16 protein-coding genes and 1 pseudogene are annotated in these 15,089 nt (G+C 65.5%); 14 read left to right on the top strand and 3 right to left on the bottom strand.

Annotation, left to right across the window (positions count from 1 at the left end; translation table 11 throughout):
* Position 1: 1 nt before the first annotated feature.
* Positions 2-1,645, bottom strand: a complete 1,644-nt coding sequence (locus tag KAY22_RS03555; protein WP_296620094.1) for an EAL domain-containing protein — start codon at positions 1,643-1,645, stop codon at positions 2-4.
* A gap of 254 nt (positions 1,646-1,899) precedes the next feature.
* Here KAY22_RS03555 and KAY22_RS03560 point away from each other — a divergent pair, with 254 nt between their 5' ends.
* From KAY22_RS03560 to KAY22_RS03615, 12 genes are all read left to right on the top strand, one after another.
* A complete protein-coding gene (locus KAY22_RS03560) occupies positions 1,900-3,495 on the top strand; it encodes an isocitrate lyase (protein ID WP_296620096.1) in 1,596 nt (531 codons plus the stop codon).
* Between the two features lie 270 nt (positions 3,496-3,765).
* Positions 3,766-5,250 carry a signal recognition particle protein gene (gene ffh, locus KAY22_RS03565; RefSeq protein WP_296620099.1) on the top strand — a complete coding sequence of 495 codons (1,485 nt, stop codon included), beginning with the start codon at positions 3,766-3,768 and terminating at the stop codon, positions 5,248-5,250.
* Between the two features lie 42 nt (positions 5,251-5,292).
* Entirely contained in the window at positions 5,293-5,709 is a 417-nt protein-coding gene (gene rpsP, locus KAY22_RS03570) for a 30S ribosomal protein S16 (protein ID WP_296620102.1), read from the top strand.
* A 134-nt stretch (positions 5,710-5,843) separates the two neighbouring features.
* Positions 5,844-6,317 (top strand): ribosome maturation factor RimM, encoded by a 474-nt coding sequence (rimM, locus tag KAY22_RS03575; protein ID WP_296620104.1) that lies wholly within the window; start codon positions 5,844-5,846, stop codon positions 6,315-6,317.
* Positions 6,314-6,592, top strand: a complete 279-nt coding sequence (locus KAY22_RS03580) for a hypothetical protein (RefSeq protein WP_296620106.1) — start codon at positions 6,314-6,316, stop codon at positions 6,590-6,592. The genes rimM and KAY22_RS03580 overlap by 4 nt, the downstream gene beginning before the upstream one ends.
* A 45-nt stretch (positions 6,593-6,637) precedes the next feature.
* On the top strand, positions 6,638-6,910 hold the full coding sequence (locus KAY22_RS03585; protein ID WP_296620110.1) for an AbrB/MazE/SpoVT family DNA-binding domain-containing protein: 273 nt from the start codon (positions 6,638-6,640) through the stop codon (positions 6,908-6,910).
* Positions 6,903-7,286 carry a type II toxin-antitoxin system VapC family toxin gene (locus KAY22_RS03590; protein ID WP_296620113.1) on the top strand — a complete coding sequence of 128 codons (384 nt, stop codon included), beginning with the start codon at positions 6,903-6,905 and terminating at the stop codon, positions 7,284-7,286. Before KAY22_RS03585 ends, KAY22_RS03590 begins: the two co-directional genes overlap by 8 nt.
* A 100-nt stretch (positions 7,287-7,386) precedes the next feature.
* Positions 7,387-8,127 carry a tRNA (guanosine(37)-N1)-methyltransferase TrmD gene (gene trmD / locus KAY22_RS03595; protein ID WP_296620115.1) on the top strand — a complete coding sequence of 247 codons (741 nt, stop codon included), beginning with the start codon at positions 7,387-7,389 and terminating at the stop codon, positions 8,125-8,127.
* Between the two features lie 2 nt (positions 8,128-8,129).
* On the top strand, positions 8,130-8,519 hold the full coding sequence (rplS, locus tag KAY22_RS03600) for a 50S ribosomal protein L19 (protein WP_296620117.1): 390 nt from the start codon (positions 8,130-8,132) through the stop codon (positions 8,517-8,519).
* A gap of 177 nt (positions 8,520-8,696) precedes the next feature.
* Entirely contained in the window at positions 8,697-9,722 is a 1,026-nt protein-coding gene (locus tag KAY22_RS03605; protein ID WP_296620119.1) for an aspartate-semialdehyde dehydrogenase, read from the top strand.
* A 52-nt stretch (positions 9,723-9,774) separates the two neighbouring features.
* A complete protein-coding gene (locus KAY22_RS03610; protein ID WP_296620130.1) occupies positions 9,775-10,218 on the top strand; it encodes a GFA family protein in 444 nt (147 codons plus the stop codon).
* Complete coding sequence (locus KAY22_RS03615; protein ID WP_296620121.1) at positions 10,199-10,972, top strand: alpha/beta fold hydrolase; 774 nt, start codon at positions 10,199-10,201, stop codon at positions 10,970-10,972. The genes KAY22_RS03610 and KAY22_RS03615 overlap by 20 nt, the downstream gene beginning before the upstream one ends.
* Positions 10,973-10,990: 18 nt before the next feature.
* Here the strand turns inward: KAY22_RS03615 and KAY22_RS03620 are convergent, their stop codons facing one another.
* Entirely contained in the window at positions 10,991-11,293 is a 303-nt protein-coding gene (locus KAY22_RS03620) for an alkylphosphonate utilization protein (protein WP_296620123.1), read from the bottom strand.
* Positions 11,294-11,462: 169 nt separating this feature from the next.
* Between KAY22_RS03620 and KAY22_RS03625 the strand changes: the two genes are divergently transcribed.
* Positions 11,463-13,316 (top strand): M2 family metallopeptidase, encoded by a 1,854-nt coding sequence (locus tag KAY22_RS03625; RefSeq protein ID WP_296620125.1) that lies wholly within the window; start codon positions 11,463-11,465, stop codon positions 13,314-13,316.
* 184 nt (positions 13,317-13,500) lie between these two features.
* Positions 13,501-14,691: a GGDEF domain-containing protein gene (locus KAY22_RS03630; RefSeq protein ID WP_296620128.1), complete on the top strand. Its 1,191-nt coding sequence runs from the start codon at positions 13,501-13,503 to the stop codon at positions 14,689-14,691.
* A gap of 15 nt (positions 14,692-14,706) precedes the next feature.
* Here KAY22_RS03630 and KAY22_RS03635 read toward each other — a convergent pair.
* Positions 14,707-15,089: pseudogene (locus tag KAY22_RS03635) on the bottom strand (AMP nucleosidase); the annotation flags it as partial.

The following is a 15,089-nucleotide window of genomic DNA, read 5'->3' on the forward strand; positions in this document are numbered from 1 at the left end:
ATCAGGCGCGCTTCTTGCGGCCCTGGCGCATCGCCACGACGCCACCCGCCACCGCACTGGGGCTGGCGGCGATCAACTGCCCGCGTCCGGCGAGCAGCCCACGCGTGTTGCGCGCCGGCGCCGCGCGGCCGAAATGCCAGCCCTGGACGGTCAGATTACCGATCTCGCCCAGCAGCGCCGCAATCTCGGCATTCTCGACGCCTTCGGCGACTACCTCGATATTCAGTCCCTCGGCCAGCGAGACGATCATGCGGACGAGCGCGGCGGCATCGGCATCCTCGACCATGCGCAGAACGAAGCTGCGGTCGATCTTAACCCGGTCGAGCGGCATGGCGCGCAAATGCGTCAGGCTGGAATAGCCCGTGCCGAAATCGTCGAGTGCGACACGGATGCCCTGATTCTTGAGACTGGCGATGATCGCCAGCGCAAAGCCCTGATTTTCGAGCAGTGCAGCCTCTGTGATTTCGATCTCCAGACGCTCGGCCGGAAAGTTGAGTTCGGTCAGCAGCTTGACGATCTTCTGTGCGAGCCAAGGGTCGCGCATCTGCGTCGGGCTGATGTTGACCGCCAGGATGAGCGCCGGATCCCATTGGCGAGCCTCGGCGATCGCCGCGCGCATCACCGACATCGACAGTTCCCCGATCAGGCCCGATTCGTCGGCGACCGGTATGAACACTGCCGGCTCGATCACGCCATGGTCGGGATGCTCCCAGCGCGCCAGCACCTCGAAGCCGCGAATGGCGCCGGTCGCCAGATCGATCTGCGGCTCGAACCAGGGAACGATCTGTCCGCTCGGAATCCCCGCGCGCAGGCCGAGTTCGATCTCGTTTCGCAGTTCCAGCTCGCGTTCCATGCTGGAGTCGAACCAGGCACGCTGGTTTCGTCCTGCACGCTTGGCGGCATAGAGGGCTATATCCGACCGGCGCATCAGCGTGTCGATCGTGCGGCATCCCGGCTCGGTGCGGGCGATGCCGACCGAAGCGCCGATCCGCGCCTGCACGCCGCCGATGGCGAACGGCTCCTTCATGCGCGCCAGGATCGCGTCGGCGACGCTTTCGACGGCGGACGGATCGTCGGGGTTGAACGGGAAAGCACAGGCGAACTCGTCTCCGCCGAGCCGGGCGGCAAGCGCATTGTCCGGAAGCGGTGCCACGATCGCGTCGGATGCCGCGCGCAGCAGCTGATCGCCCGCCAGGTGCCCATGCATATCATTGACCGACTTGAAATGGTCGAGGTCGATCATCAGCATCGCCAGCGATCCGTTGCGCGGCAGCACCTGATCGATCAACCGGGCGCCCGCCTCGGCCAGCGCCCGCCTGTTAAGCATGCCGGTCAACGGATCGGAGGTCGCCAGTTCGCTCGCCCGCGCCTCGGCGGCACGTCGCAGCTCGACCTCATATTTGAGCGCGCGATAGCGCCGCCATCCGAGCAGCATCAGGGCAATGTTCAACAGCAGGACGGAGATGGTGAGATTGTCGGCGACCGAGAGAGCCGCCCCATCGGCGCGAATCAGCGTACCGCCCACGCTCAGTGCAGAAACGATCACAAGCAGGACGGCGGCGATGGTGACACCCGCCGCGAGCAAGTCACGACGGTCGCGGACGGGGCGCGCGGACGGGCCCTCCCCCAGCATCCTGTCGTGCATGTCTGTCTCCGGCTGAATCGATACCCCGATCCTAGGATCGGCTGGTTGCCAAGCCTTTAACGCGGAGCCCGGACCGCGCCTTTTCGATGGCGTCAGGCTCGCCTGCACGCCGACAGATTGTAAGTTTCTTACATGTTTTCACCCCTCGGCGACCTCCACCCCACTGCCCGACCCGCTTTTGCACACGCGGCCTACTGACTTTCGGACCTTTTAGGCGTCAGTGGCGGCATAACTTGTACAGCAGGACACAGACCATGAGCTATCAGGACGAAATCGCACAGGCCGAACAGCTGATCCGCCAGAAAGGTTCGCCCTGGGCCGGCATCGGCGCCGAGGCGGTCGCCCGGATGCGCCTGCAGAACCGTTTCCAGACCGGCCTCGACATCGCCCGCTACACCGCGAAGATCATGCGCGAGGACATGGCGGCCTATGACGCCGACCCCGCCAACTACACCCAGTCGCTGGGCTGCTGGCACGGCTTCATCGGGCAGCAGAAGCTGATCTCGATCAAGAAGCATTTCGGCACCACCAAGCGCCGCTACCTCTATCTGTCGGGCTGGATGGTCGCCGCACTGCGCTCCGACTTCGGCCCGCTGCCCGACCAGTCGATGCACGAGAAGACCAGCGTTCCGGCGCTGATCGAGGAGCTCTACACCTTCCTCCGTCAGGCCGATGCCCGCGAGCTGAGCCTGATGTTCCGCGACCTCGACAAGGCGCGCGAGACCGGCAATCAGGTCGAGGAACAGCGCCTGATCCACGCGATCGACAATTATCAGACGCATGTCGTGCCGATCATCGCCGACATCGATGCCGGCTTCGGCAATGCCGAGGCGACCTATCTGCTCGCCAAGAAGATGATCGAAGCCGGCGCCTGCGCGCTGCAGATCGAGAATCAGGTGTCCGACGAAAAGCAGTGCGGCCATCAGGACGGCAAGGTCACCGTGCCGCACGAGGACTTCCTCGCGAAGATCCGCGCCTGCCGCTACGCCTTCCTCGAACTGGGCATCACCGACGGCATCATCGTTGCCCGCACCGACTCGCTCGGCGCCGGCCTGACCAAGCAGATCGCCTATTCGGCCGAACCCGGCGACATCGGCGACCAGTATAACAGCTTCCTCGACTGCGAGGAGATCACCGACGTGTCGACGATCAACGGCGACGTCGTGATCAACCGCAACGGCAAGCTGATGCGCCCGAAGCGCCTGCGCTCCAACCTGTTCCAGTTCCGCGAGGGCACCGGCGCCGACCGCTGCGTCCTCGACTGCATCACCTCGCTGCAGAACGGCGCGGACCTGCTGTGGATCGAGACCGAGAAGCCGCACATCGAACAGATCGCCGGCATGGTCGACCGCATCCGCGAGGTCATTCCGAACGCCAAGCTGGTCTACAACAACTCGCCGTCGTTCAACTGGACGCTCAATTTCCGTCAGCAGGTTTTCGACCGCTGGCAGCAGCAGGGCAAGGACGTTTCGGCCTATGACCGCAACCGCCTGATGAGTGTCGATTATGACGGCTCGGAGCTGGCCGACGAAGCCGACGAGAAGATCCGCACCTTCCAGCGCGATGCTGCGAAGCGCGCGGGCATCTTCCACCATCTGATCACCCTGCCGACCTACCACACCGCGGCGCTGTCGACCGACAACCTCGCCAAGGAATATTTCGGCGACGCCGGCATGCTCGGCTATGTGCTCAACGTGCAGCGGCAGGAAATCCGCCAGGGGATCGCCTGCGTGAAGCACCAGAATATGTCGGGTTCGGACATCGGCGACGACCATAAGGAATATTTCGCCGGTGAAGCCGCGCTCAAGGCCGGCGGCGTCCACAACACGATGAACCAGTTCGCGGCATAAGCGGACGGCATAGGGATCGGAGAGGATCGGGAGGGCCCGTCGCGCAAGCGGCGGGCCCTCTTCGCATGAACGGGCCGCCCGGCGCCAACCCCATATAGAAATTGCCTTTCGCGCCTTTTGCGGGTAGAGGCCGCCTCGTCTTACAGACAAGGAAAGCATTGGAAGCGTCCACGGACGCACGCTGGCCGGCGAGGTTTCGCCCGCCGGCGCGCTTTGCGTTTCGGGTTTGAAAGGCTGGATTCCCGCGCTTTGGCGCAGCTGGAGAAACGCATGTTCGAAAGTCTGAGCGAAAGGCTGGGAGGGGTCTTCGACCGCCTGCGCGGCCGTGGCGCGCTCGCCGAATCGGACGTGCGCGAGGCGATGCGCGAAGTCCGCATCGCGCTTCTCGAAGCCGACGTAGCGCTGCCGGTCGTCCGCACCTTCGTCGATAAGGTCACCGAACAGGCCGTGGGCCAGCAGGTCCTGCGCTCGGTCACGCCGGGCCAGCAGGTGGTCAAGATCGTCAACGACGCGCTGGTCGAGATGCTCGGCGCCGAGGCATCCGATCTCAATGTCGATGTCAGCCCGCCCGCCATCGTGATGATGGTCGGCCTGCAGGGCTCGGGCAAGACGACCACGACCGCGAAGATCGCGAAGCGGCTGACCGAGAAGGGCCGCAAGAAGGTCCTGATGGCGTCGCTCGACGTCAACCGCCCGGCCGCGCAGGAGCAGTTGGCGGTACTCGGTACCCAGGCCTCGGTCGCGACCCTGCCGATCGTCGCCGGCCAGCAGCCGGTCGACATCGCCCGCCGCGCGGTGCAGGCCGCGAAGCTGCAGGGCTTCGACGTGCTGATGCTCGACACCGCCGGTCGCCTCCACGTCGACCAGGCGCTGATGGAGGAGATGAAGGCGGTCGCCGCCGTCGCCGACCCGGAAGAAATCCTGCTGGTCGTCGACGCGCTGACCGGTCAGGACGCGGTCAACGTCGCCAAGAACTTCTCCGATCAGGTCGCGCTGACCGGCGTCGTGCTGACCCGTATGGACGGCGATGCGCGCGGCGGCGCCGCGCTGTCGATGCGCGCCGTCACGGGCAAGCCGATCAAGTTCGTCGGCACGGGCGAGAAACTGGACGGCATCGAGCTGTTCCAGCCGTCGCGCGTCGCCGGTCGAATCCTCGGCATGGGCGACGTCGTCAGCCTGGTCGAGCGCGCCGCCGAGACGATCAAGGCCGAAGAGGCCGAGCAGCTCGCCGCCCGCATGGCGAAGGGCCTGTTCGACATGAACGACCTGCGCAACCAGCTCAACCAGATGCGCCGCATGGGCGGGCTTTCGGGTCTTGCCGCGATGCTGCCGGGTATCAAGCAGGTCAAGCAGGCGATGGCCTCGGGCGCCGCCGACGACCGCGTGCTCGTCCGCATGGATGCGATCATCGGCTCGATGACCCCCAAGGAACGCGCCAAGCCCGAACTGCTCAACGCGAAGCGCAAGATCCGCGTCGCCAAGGGTTCGGGCACGACCGTCCAGGACGTCAACAAGCTCCTGAAGATGCATCAGGACATGGCGACCGTCATGAAGAAGATGAAGAAGATGGGCGGCCTCAAGGGCCTCGCCGGCCTTCTGGGCGGCGGCGGCGGCCTCGGTGGCCTGCTCGGCGGCGGTGCGGGCGGCATGCCCCCGATGCCGGGCGGCGGCGGAAGCCTCCCCGGCCTTCCCGGCATGCCCACCAATCCGCAGGGCCTGCCCCCCGGTTTCCAGAATTTCTTGAAGAAGAAATAAGCACTTAATCCAGATCCGCACGATTTCAGAAAGGAAGTCCCAATGTCCGTCTCGATCCGTCTCGCCCGTGGCGGCGCCAAGAAGCGCCCTTATTATCGTATCGTCGTCGCCAACTCGCGCAGCCCGCGCGACGGCGCCTTCATCGAGAAGATCGGCGCCTATAATCCGCTCCTCGCCAAGGACGATCCCAAGCGCGTCGTGCTCGACACCGAGCGCGCCAAGCATTGGCTGTCGGTCGGCGCGCAGCCGACCGATCGCGTCGCCCGCTTCCTCGACGCCGCCGGCGTGAAGGAGCGTGCGGCCCGCAACAACCCGAACAAGGCCGAGCCGGGCGAGAAGGCCAAGGAGCGCGCCGAGGAGCGCGCCGCCAAGCTTGCCGCCGCCGAGGAAGCCGCCAAGGCTCCGGCCGAGGAGGCTCCGGCCGCCGAAGCTCCGGCCGAAGAAGCCGCCGAGGCCTGATCCTTTCCCTTCGGGGATCGACAAGGTGCGATGCCGCCCCCTGCCCTGTCACCGGTCATCGACCGGCGGCGCGGCAGGCCGGGCGGCTCGCCATTTCCGGGGCTTCCCGCCCCAGCGGTCTTGAGGAGACCCGCATGACCAGCGATCGTCCCATCGTCCTCGCCGCGATCATCGGCGCGCACGGCCTGCAGGGCGAGGTGCGGCTCAAGCTGTTCAGCGAGGATCTGAAGGCCTATCCGACGCTCAACGGCGCCGGCCGGACCTTCACCCTCAAGTCGCTGCGAACGGGCGCTAATGGCGCGGTCGCGCGCTTCGCCGAGGTCGCCGACCGCAACGCCGCCGAGGCGCTCCGCGGGACCGAGCTGAGCGTACCGCGCTCGGCGCTGCCACCGCTCGCCGACGGCGAATATTATCATATCGACCTGATCGGCCTGCCCTGCTTCGCAAGCGATGCGCTGATCGGGACCGCCGTCTTCGTCGAGGATTTCGGGGCCGGCGACGTCCTCGAAATCGAGAAGCCCGACGGCAAGCGCTTCATGGTCCCCGTCGCCAAGGCGGTCACGATCGAGCCCGAGCGGCTGCTGATCGATCCGGAGTTCGTCGAATGAATCCCGTTACCGCCTATCTGCTGATCGGATCGCTCTATCTGGTGATCATCGCCTATGGCGTCGTGCGGACGCGCAAGCGCCGCCTGCCGGTCCAGCTGCGGATCGTCAGTGCCGCCCTGCAGGTCGCGGTGCCCCCGGCAGCGATCGCGGCGCTGCTCGCCTATGGCGCCGATGCGCAGACCTTCGCGACCTGGCTGCCGCTCCTGGGCCTGATGGCGCTCGCCGGCTTCTTCCTGGCATTGTGCACCGACATCATCGCGCGGCGAGTGGTGTGATAGATCAATCTGACGTATATACAGTCCGTATATACGGAGGGCGTCATGGGTGACGAATATCGCGCCAGAATATTCAAATCGGGCAATTCGGTCGCCCTGCGTCTGCCGAAGGCACTTGGTCTCAAGGAAGGGACCGAGGTGATCGTCCGCGAAGAGGGTGGGGAGTTCGTCTTCAAACCCGCAGACGAAGCTCCAAAGAAAATCGATCTGACGGGCATCGCGGGCTCGATGCCCTGGCTCAAGCCGCTGACCCGGGAAGAACGCGAATTCGAAGAGCGCGAACTCGACTGGGAGGGAAAGCTGCTTCCGCGTGGCTGACCCGGCATTTTTGATCGACTCGAACATCTTCATCTATGTTCTGCGGGATGCGCATGGGTCGGCGGCTTCAAGGCTTGGCGAATGCACGCTGGGAAGCGCCGTCACATCCATGATCGTCTATGCCGAGGTAATGCGCGGTTTCGCGACCGCCGGACCCGAGGGGATCGTCGAGGTCGAGCGGCTTTTCGATCTTATCGCTCCCCTGCCTTTCGACAGGAAAGCGGCTGACATTTACATGCGACTTCCTTTCAGGCGCGCATCCTTCGATCGCCTGATCGCTGCGCATGCCCTGTCGCTCGATCTCACCCTCATCACCAATGACGAGAGCGACTTCAGGGACATCCCGGGTCTTCGCGTCGAGAACTGGGCGATCTGATGCCCGACGATATCGTTCCCTCGGCGCAATGCTCCGCCCCTTTCCTCCCACCGATGGCATCCATCGCCACGGCTCGGCTTCTCCAGCAGCGATCGAAAACATGACCTTCACCGCCACCATCCTTACCCTGTACCCGGAGATGTTCCCCGGCCCGCTCGGCGTGTCGCTGGCGGGGCGTGCGCTGGCGGAGGGGAAGTGGGCGTGCGAGCCAGTCCAGATTCGCGACTTCGCCACCGACCGGCACCGCTCGGTCGATGACACGCCGGCCGGCGGCGGCGCGGGCATGGTGATGCGCGCGGACGTGCTGGCGCGGGCGGTCGACCATGCGTTGGAGCGGCAACCCGGTGCCCCCCTGCTCGCGATGACGCCGCGCGGCGCGCCGCTGACCCAGGCGCGGGTGCGGCAGCTTGCCTCCGGGCCCGGCGTCACCATCCTGTGCGGGCGATTCGAGGGAATCGACGAACGTCTGTTCGAAGGCCGCCCGATCGAGCCGATTTCGATCGGCGACTATATACTTTCGGGCGGGGAAATGGGCGCTTTGACCCTGCTCGACGCTTGCATTCGGCTGCTTCCCGGCGTAATGGGCGCCCCCGATAGCGGGGACGACGAGAGCTTCGAAACGGGGCTTCTCGAATATCCGCATTATACCCGACCTGTCGAATGGGAAGGGCGCACGATCCCCGAAGTGCTGCGATCTGGGGATCATGCGAGGATCGAGGCATGGCGCAAAGCCATGGCCGAGACCGATACAAGGCTAAGGAGGCCGGACCTTTGGGAGCGCCATGAGGGCGCTCGGGACCAGTCTCCCTCTGGCGCGCGGCGACAGAAGAAGGAGCGATGAGCATGAACCTCATCCAGCAGCTCGAAGCCGAGCAGATTGCCAAGTTCAAGGAAGCGAAGTCGATTCCCGATTTCCGCCCCGGTGACACCCTGCGCGTCGGCGTGAAGGTCGTCGAAGGCGAGCGTACCCGCGTCCAGGCCTATGAGGGCGTCTGCATCGCCCGCGCCAACAAGGGCATGGGTTCGTCGTTCACCGTCCGCAAGATTTCGTTCGGCGAAGGCGTCGAGCGCGTCTTCCCGCTCTATTCGCCGAACGTCGAGTCGATCGAAGTCGTCCGCAAGGGCGTCGTCCGTCGCGCCAAGCTCTATTATCTCCGCGGCCGCCGCGGCAAAGCCGCACGTATTGCGGAGCGTCGTGACAATAAGCCGGCCGCCGAGGCCCAGGAAGCCTGATAGCAGGCTCTCCCAACCAAACCTCGCAAGCGGCCGGCTCCCCAGGGAGACCGGCCGTTTGTTTATCCCGAGATGTTTACATCCCTGTCATTCCCGTCGCCGGATCGTGAACCCTTCACGCACCGCCAATTCCAACCGGCGAACCGATCGGGAATGACCGCCTAGAAGGAACTGACCATGGGCTATCGTGTCGTCGTCGCAGGTGCCACCGGCAATGTGGGCCGCGAAATGCTGAACATTCTGGCCGAGCGCGAATTCCCGATCGCGGAGCTCGCCGTCCTCGCCTCCGCGCGCAGCCAGGGCGACATGATCGAGTTCGGCGAGACCGGCAAACAGCTCAAGGTCCAGAATATCGAGAATTTCGACTGGGCCGGATGGGATATCGCCCTGTTCGCAATCGGCTCGGACGCGACCAAGGTCTACGCCCCGATCGCCGCCGCCGCCGGCTGCACCGTGATCGACAATTCGTCGCTCTACCGGATGGACCCGGACGTTCCGCTGATCGTGCCCGAGGTGAACCCGGAAGCGATCGACGGCTACAAGGCGCGCAACATCATCGCCAACCCGAACTGCTCGACCGCGCAGATGGTCGTGGCGCTCAAGCCGCTGCACGATGCGGCGACGATCAAGCGCGTCGTCGTGTCGACCTATCAGTCGGTGTCGGGCGCCGGGAAGGCGGGCATGGACGAGCTGTTCGAGCAGAGCCGCAACATCTTCGTCGGCGACCAGGCCGAACCGAAGAAGTTCACCAAGCAGATCGCGTTCAACGTGATCCCGCACATCGATAAGTTCCTCGACGACGGCTACACCAAGGAAGAGTGGAAGATGGTCGTCGAGACCAAGAAGATCATGGACCCGAAGATCAAGGTCACCGCGACCTGCGTCCGCGTGCCCGTCTTCGTCGGCCATTCCGAATCGATCAACATCGAGCTCGAGAACGAGCTGTCGGCCGAGGACGCCCAGAAGATCCTGCGCGAGGCGCCGGGCGTGATGCTCGTCGACAAGCGCGAGGACGGCGGATATGTCACGCCGGTCGAATGCGTCGGCGAGTTCGCGACCTATGTCAGCCGCGTCCGCGAGGACCCGACCGTCGAGAACGGCCTGGCCCTGTGGTGCGTGTCGGACAACCTCCGCAAGGGCGCCGCGCTCAACGCCGTCCAGATCGCCGAACTGCTCGGCCGTCGCCACCTGAAGAAGGCGTAAGCCGCTTTCCTTTTCCCGCCGCCCGGACGATGCTGGGCGGCGGGAGAGGATGATGACCGAGACCATGACCGGCGGCTGCCAGTGCGGCCGCATCCGCTACACGGTCGAGATCGAGTCCGACGAGGCCTATCTCTGCCATTGCCGCATGTGCCAGCGCGCGACCGGCGGGGTTTCGATCGCCTTCGTCAATGTGCCGAAGGCGGCGCTGCGCTGGGACAGCGAGCCCGATTGGTACGCCAGCTCGGCAATTGCCCGCCGCCCCTTCTGTGCGACCTGCGGGACGCCGCTGGGTTTCGAATATCCCGACAGCGAGAAGATCGACCTGACCGTTGGCAGCTTCGACGCGCCCGGCCGCTTCCGCCCGGCCCATCATTTCGGCGCGGAAAGCCTGCATGAAGCGTGGATCGACACGAACGACCTGCCGCGCTACCGGACCGACGAGCATCAGACGCTCGTCGATCGCTGGATGAAGACCCTTGGCAGACTTCCCGACTGAGACCACCCTCCATAGCTTCAAGGGCGTCGACGGCGCGCCCATGGCCTGGCACGGCATGGGCCCGGAGGATGGCCGTCCGGTCATCCTGATCCACGGCCTCTTCTCCAACGCCCAGACCAACTGGGTGCGCTATGGCCACGCCGCCAAGCTGGCCGCCAAGGGCCGGCGGGTGATCCTGCCCGACCTGCGCGCCCACGGACAGAGCGCCAAGCCGCACGACCCCTCGGGCTATTCGAGCGACATATTGGCCGACGACAATCTCGCACTGATCGATCAGCTGGGCTTCGGAGCCGGCGACTATGATCTCGGCGGCTATTCGCTCGGCGGGCGGACCACTGCGCGCATGCTGGTGCGCGGCGCGCGGCCGGGCAAGGCGATGCTCGCGGGCATGGGGCTCGAGGGGCTGCTCGATCTTGGCGGGCGGGTGTCCTTCTTCCGCAAGGTGCTCGAAGGGATCGGCACCCACCAGAAATTCTCGCCCGAATGGATGGCGGAGGGCTTCCTGCGCACCACCGGTGGCGATGCCAAGGCGCTGCTCCTGCTGCTCGACAATTTCCCGCGCATCCAGCGGGCCTCGCTGACCGAATTGTCGCTGCCGATCCTGGTCCTCACCGGATCGGAGGACCAGGATAATGGCTCCGCGCGCGCGCTGGCGGCGCAACTGCCCAATGCCGGCTATGTCGAGGTGCCCGGCAACCACATGAGCGCGGTCACCCTGCCCGAGATGGGCGACGCCATCGCCAACTGGTTCTGACGGCGGCGGTGACGCCGATCAGCGCTTGCGGACGAACTCCGCGCGCAGGACAAGGCCGCGGATGCCGTCGAACTTGCAGTCGATCTCCTGCGGATCGCCGGTCAGCGCGATCGACTTGATCAGCGTGCCGCGCTTCAGCGTCTGGCCCGCGCCCTTGACGTCGAGGTCCTTGATCAACGTCACCTGATCACCATCGGCCAGCAGGTTTCCGACCGCATCACGCACCTCGATCCGCGACGCGGCCTCGCGGCGCTGGGCAAGCTCCGACGCCGGCACCCATTCGCCGCTGTCCTCGTCATAAACATAATCGTCGTCGCTCATCGTACCGGCTCCAGAACATGCTCTACAGCCGCCTTAGACCAGCGGAACGACAGCTGCGACAAGGAAAGCCCCTCATGGCCGTATGACGGGGCCAGGACACGGGCTTGACCGGCCGGCGGCGGCGTGATGACTGTGCTGTCAGTAAGATAATCGACGAGGATCCTCCCCCATGAACATTGCGATCAAGGCGGCGACATCCGCCATGGCGCTCGCCGTCTGGCTGGCCGGCGCGCCGGCGATGGCGGCCGACGCGGCACCGGCCACCACCACGGCGACCAGCGCCGCGCCCACCGCCGCCGAAGCCGATGCCTTCGTGACCGACGCCGAAAAGCAGCTGAACGACCTCGGCATCTATGGCGCGCAAGTCGCCTGGATCAATTCGACCTATATCACCGACGACACCGATGCCGTCGCGGCGCGGGTCGGCGCCGAATATACCGAATTGCAGGTCCGGCTCGCCAAGGAGGCTGCGCGCTTCGACGGGGTCGCCGGCCTCGGCTACGACACGAAGCGCAAGCTCGACATCCTCAAGCAGGCGATCGTCCTGCCCGCCCCGTCGACGCCCGGCGCCGCGAAGGAGCTGAACGACCTCGCGACGCGCCTCCAGTCGACCTATGGCAAGGGCCGTGGCACCTTGCGCGGGCAGGAGATCAACGGCTCGGACATCGAGGCGGCGATGGGGAAGAACCGCAACCCCGCCGAACTCAAGGAAATGTGGGTCAGCTGGCACGACAATGTCGGCAAGCCGATGCGCCAGGATTATGCGCAGCTGGTCGAGATCGCCAACAAGGGCGCGGTCGAGCTCGGCTACAAGGATGTCGGCGCGATGTGGCGCGCGGGCTATGACATGCCAGCCGACGATTTCGCGAAGATGATGGACCGGCTGTGGATCCAGGTGAAGCCGCTTTACGATGCGCTCCACTGCTATACCCGCGCCAAGCTCAACGCCAAATATGGCGACGCGGTGCAGGCGAAGACCGGGCCGATCCGCGCCGACCTGCTCGGCAATATGTGGGCGCAGGAATGGGGCAATATCTACGACATCGTCGCCCCGCCCGGGACCGGAGACATCGGCTACGACATCGGCGAGCTGCTGAAGGCGAAAGACTATGACGCGATCCGGATGGTGAAGACCGGCGAGCGCTTCTACACCTCGCTCGGCTTTGCGCCGCTGCCCGACAGCTTCTGGACTCGTTCGCAGATCACCAAGCCGCGCGACCGCGAAGTCGTCTGCCACGCCTCGGCCTGGGACGTCGACAACAAGGACGACCTGCGCATCAAGATGTGCACCAAGGTCAATGCCGACGACTTCGTGACCATCCACCACGAGCTCGGCCATAATTTCTACCAGCGCGCCTATAACAAGCAGCCCTATCTCTACCTCAACGGCGCCAATGACGGCTTCCATGAGGCGATCGGCGACTTCGTCGCGCTGTCGGTCACGCCGGACTATCTGGTAAAGATCGACCTGCTCGATCCAGCGAAGGTGCCGAGCGCCGACAAGGATATCGGCCTGCTGCTGCGGCAGGCGATGGACAAGGTCGCCTTCCTGCCCTTCGGCCTGCTGATGGACAAATGGCGCTGGGGCGTGTTCAGCGGAGAGACCCCGCCGGGCCAGTACAGCAAGGCCTGGACCGACCTGCGCCTTCGCTATCAGGGCATCGCCGCACCCGAGCCGCGCGACGAAGGCGATTTCGATCCGGGCGCCAAATATCACATTCCCGGCAACACGCCCTATGCGCGCTACTTCCTCGCCCGCATCCTGCAGTTCCAGTTCTACAAGGCCGCCTGCGATCAGGTGGGCTGGAAGGGTCCGCTGCACCGCTGCTCCTTCTATGGCGACAAGCGGGTGGGCGAGAAGCTCAACGCGATGCTGGAGATGGGCGCGTCCAAGCCCTGGCCCGACGCGCTGGAAGCCTTTACCGGCACCCGCGAAATCGATGGCTCGGCGATGATCGCCTATTTCAAGCCGCTGATGACCTGGCTGAAGCAACAGAACAAGGGCCAGCGCTGCGGCTGGTGAGCCAACGGCGGGGTGCGTCCACGGACCGCCCCGCCATTCCCTGCCGGCATAGCGCTGCCGTTACGGCAGGCATGGCTTTCGGCATTGCCTTTTGTCCGGATTCGCTGCACTGGCGCGCCCCATCGGCCTGCTGGCATCGCTGCGGATGCGGGACGTTCGTCTTGCATGGGTCCGGAGGAAGACCATGTCGGCTGCGGTGGTGAACGTCATTACGCTATTCTTCGTCTCGACCCTGCTGGCCGGGATGATGCTGATCGCCTGGCGCAGCTTCGGCCGCCCCGCTCATGTGCTGATCTGGGCCCTGGCCTACAGCGCCGCGTCGATCGAATGGATCTGCAACATCTATTTGCGGTTCGGGGGCGTCTCGACCCAGCCCTTTCTGGGCTTCGTCTACGGCCTCTGCTGTCTTGCGAACGGACTGCTGGCAGCAGGCTGTTACATCCGCCTGAAGCCCGAGGCGCGACGGCTGCCCCCGCTGCTGGCGGCGGGCGTAGCCGCTGCGCTGATCGGCACGATCGTCGCAATCGACGACCATCAGGCGCTACGCGACATCCTCTGGCTGTCCTTTGCGGGTTCGATGCTGCTGATCTGCGCCGCGTGCGTGGCCCATCCTCTCGGCCGGGCATCGCTGCCCGAGCGCGCGGTCGCGGCGATGTTCCTGCTCTTCGCGCTGGTCGATTTCTGCCTGGCTTTGATGGCTCCCGGCCAAGGCGCGCATGGTGAGGGAGCGGGCCATGCGCTGTTCAGGACCGTCCTCGTGATCGCCTATCCGCTCGCCTTCACCGGGGTAGGGCTGTTCACGGTCTTCCTCGTCGCGACAGACCTGGCGGAGTCGATGCGACGCCTTGCCACGTCGGATCAGCTGACCGGCATCCTCAACCGCCGTGGCTTTGAGGAGGCGGCCGAGCGCGCGATCGTCAACGCGCAGCGGCAGCAGGCGCCGCTGGCGCTGGTGCTGGCCGACATCGACAATTTCAAGGCGATCAACGACCGCCACGGCCATGCCGTCGGCGACTGCGCGCTCAAGCATTTTGCCCAGCGCCTCGAACGGCTCGTCCGGCGCGGCGATCTGGTCGGTCGGGTCGGCGGCGAAGAGTTTGCCCTGCTGCTGATGAACACGCGCGACGCCAATGCGCTGGAGGTTGTGGAGCACGTCCGCCTCGACATCGCGTCGGTTCCCGTCAACGGCGCCGGCCCGCTGATGATGACCGCCAGCTTCGGGGTGACCGGCATCCGCCCCGGCGATACGTCGTTGGCGCAGTTGCTGATGCGCGCCGATCGTGCGCTCTACCGGTCGAAGCTGGACGGGCGTGACCGCATCACCCATGCCGACGAACTGGAGGAGGCGCGCGCCATCCTCCACGAGCGGGTCTAGCGCGCAGCGTCCGCGTCAGCGGAAGGGCGGCTCGTTGAACGCGCGCAGCTTGCGGCTGTGCAGGCGGGCGCCCTCGCCGCGCAACTGGTCGACCGCGGCGATACCGATCTGGAGATGCTCGGCGATCGCGCGTTCGTAGAAGCGGTTCGCCTGACCCGGCAGCTTGATCTCGCCATGGATCGGCTTGTCCGAAACGCATAGCAGCGTGCCATAGGGTACGCGGAAGCGATAGCCTTGCGCCGCCAGCGTCGCCGACTCCATATCGATCGCAACCGCGCGGCTCTGGCTGAAGCGCAGCGCCGAGGCGGTGTAGCGCAGCTCCCAGTTGCGGTCGTCCGACGTGACGACGGTGCCCGTGCGCATCCGCAGCTTGAGCTGCTCCATGCTCTGCCCCGAGA

Source organism: Rhizorhabdus sp., assembly GCF_018006725.1.
In the GTDB taxonomy this organism is placed as follows: domain Bacteria; phylum Pseudomonadota; class Alphaproteobacteria; order Sphingomonadales; family Sphingomonadaceae; genus Rhizorhabdus.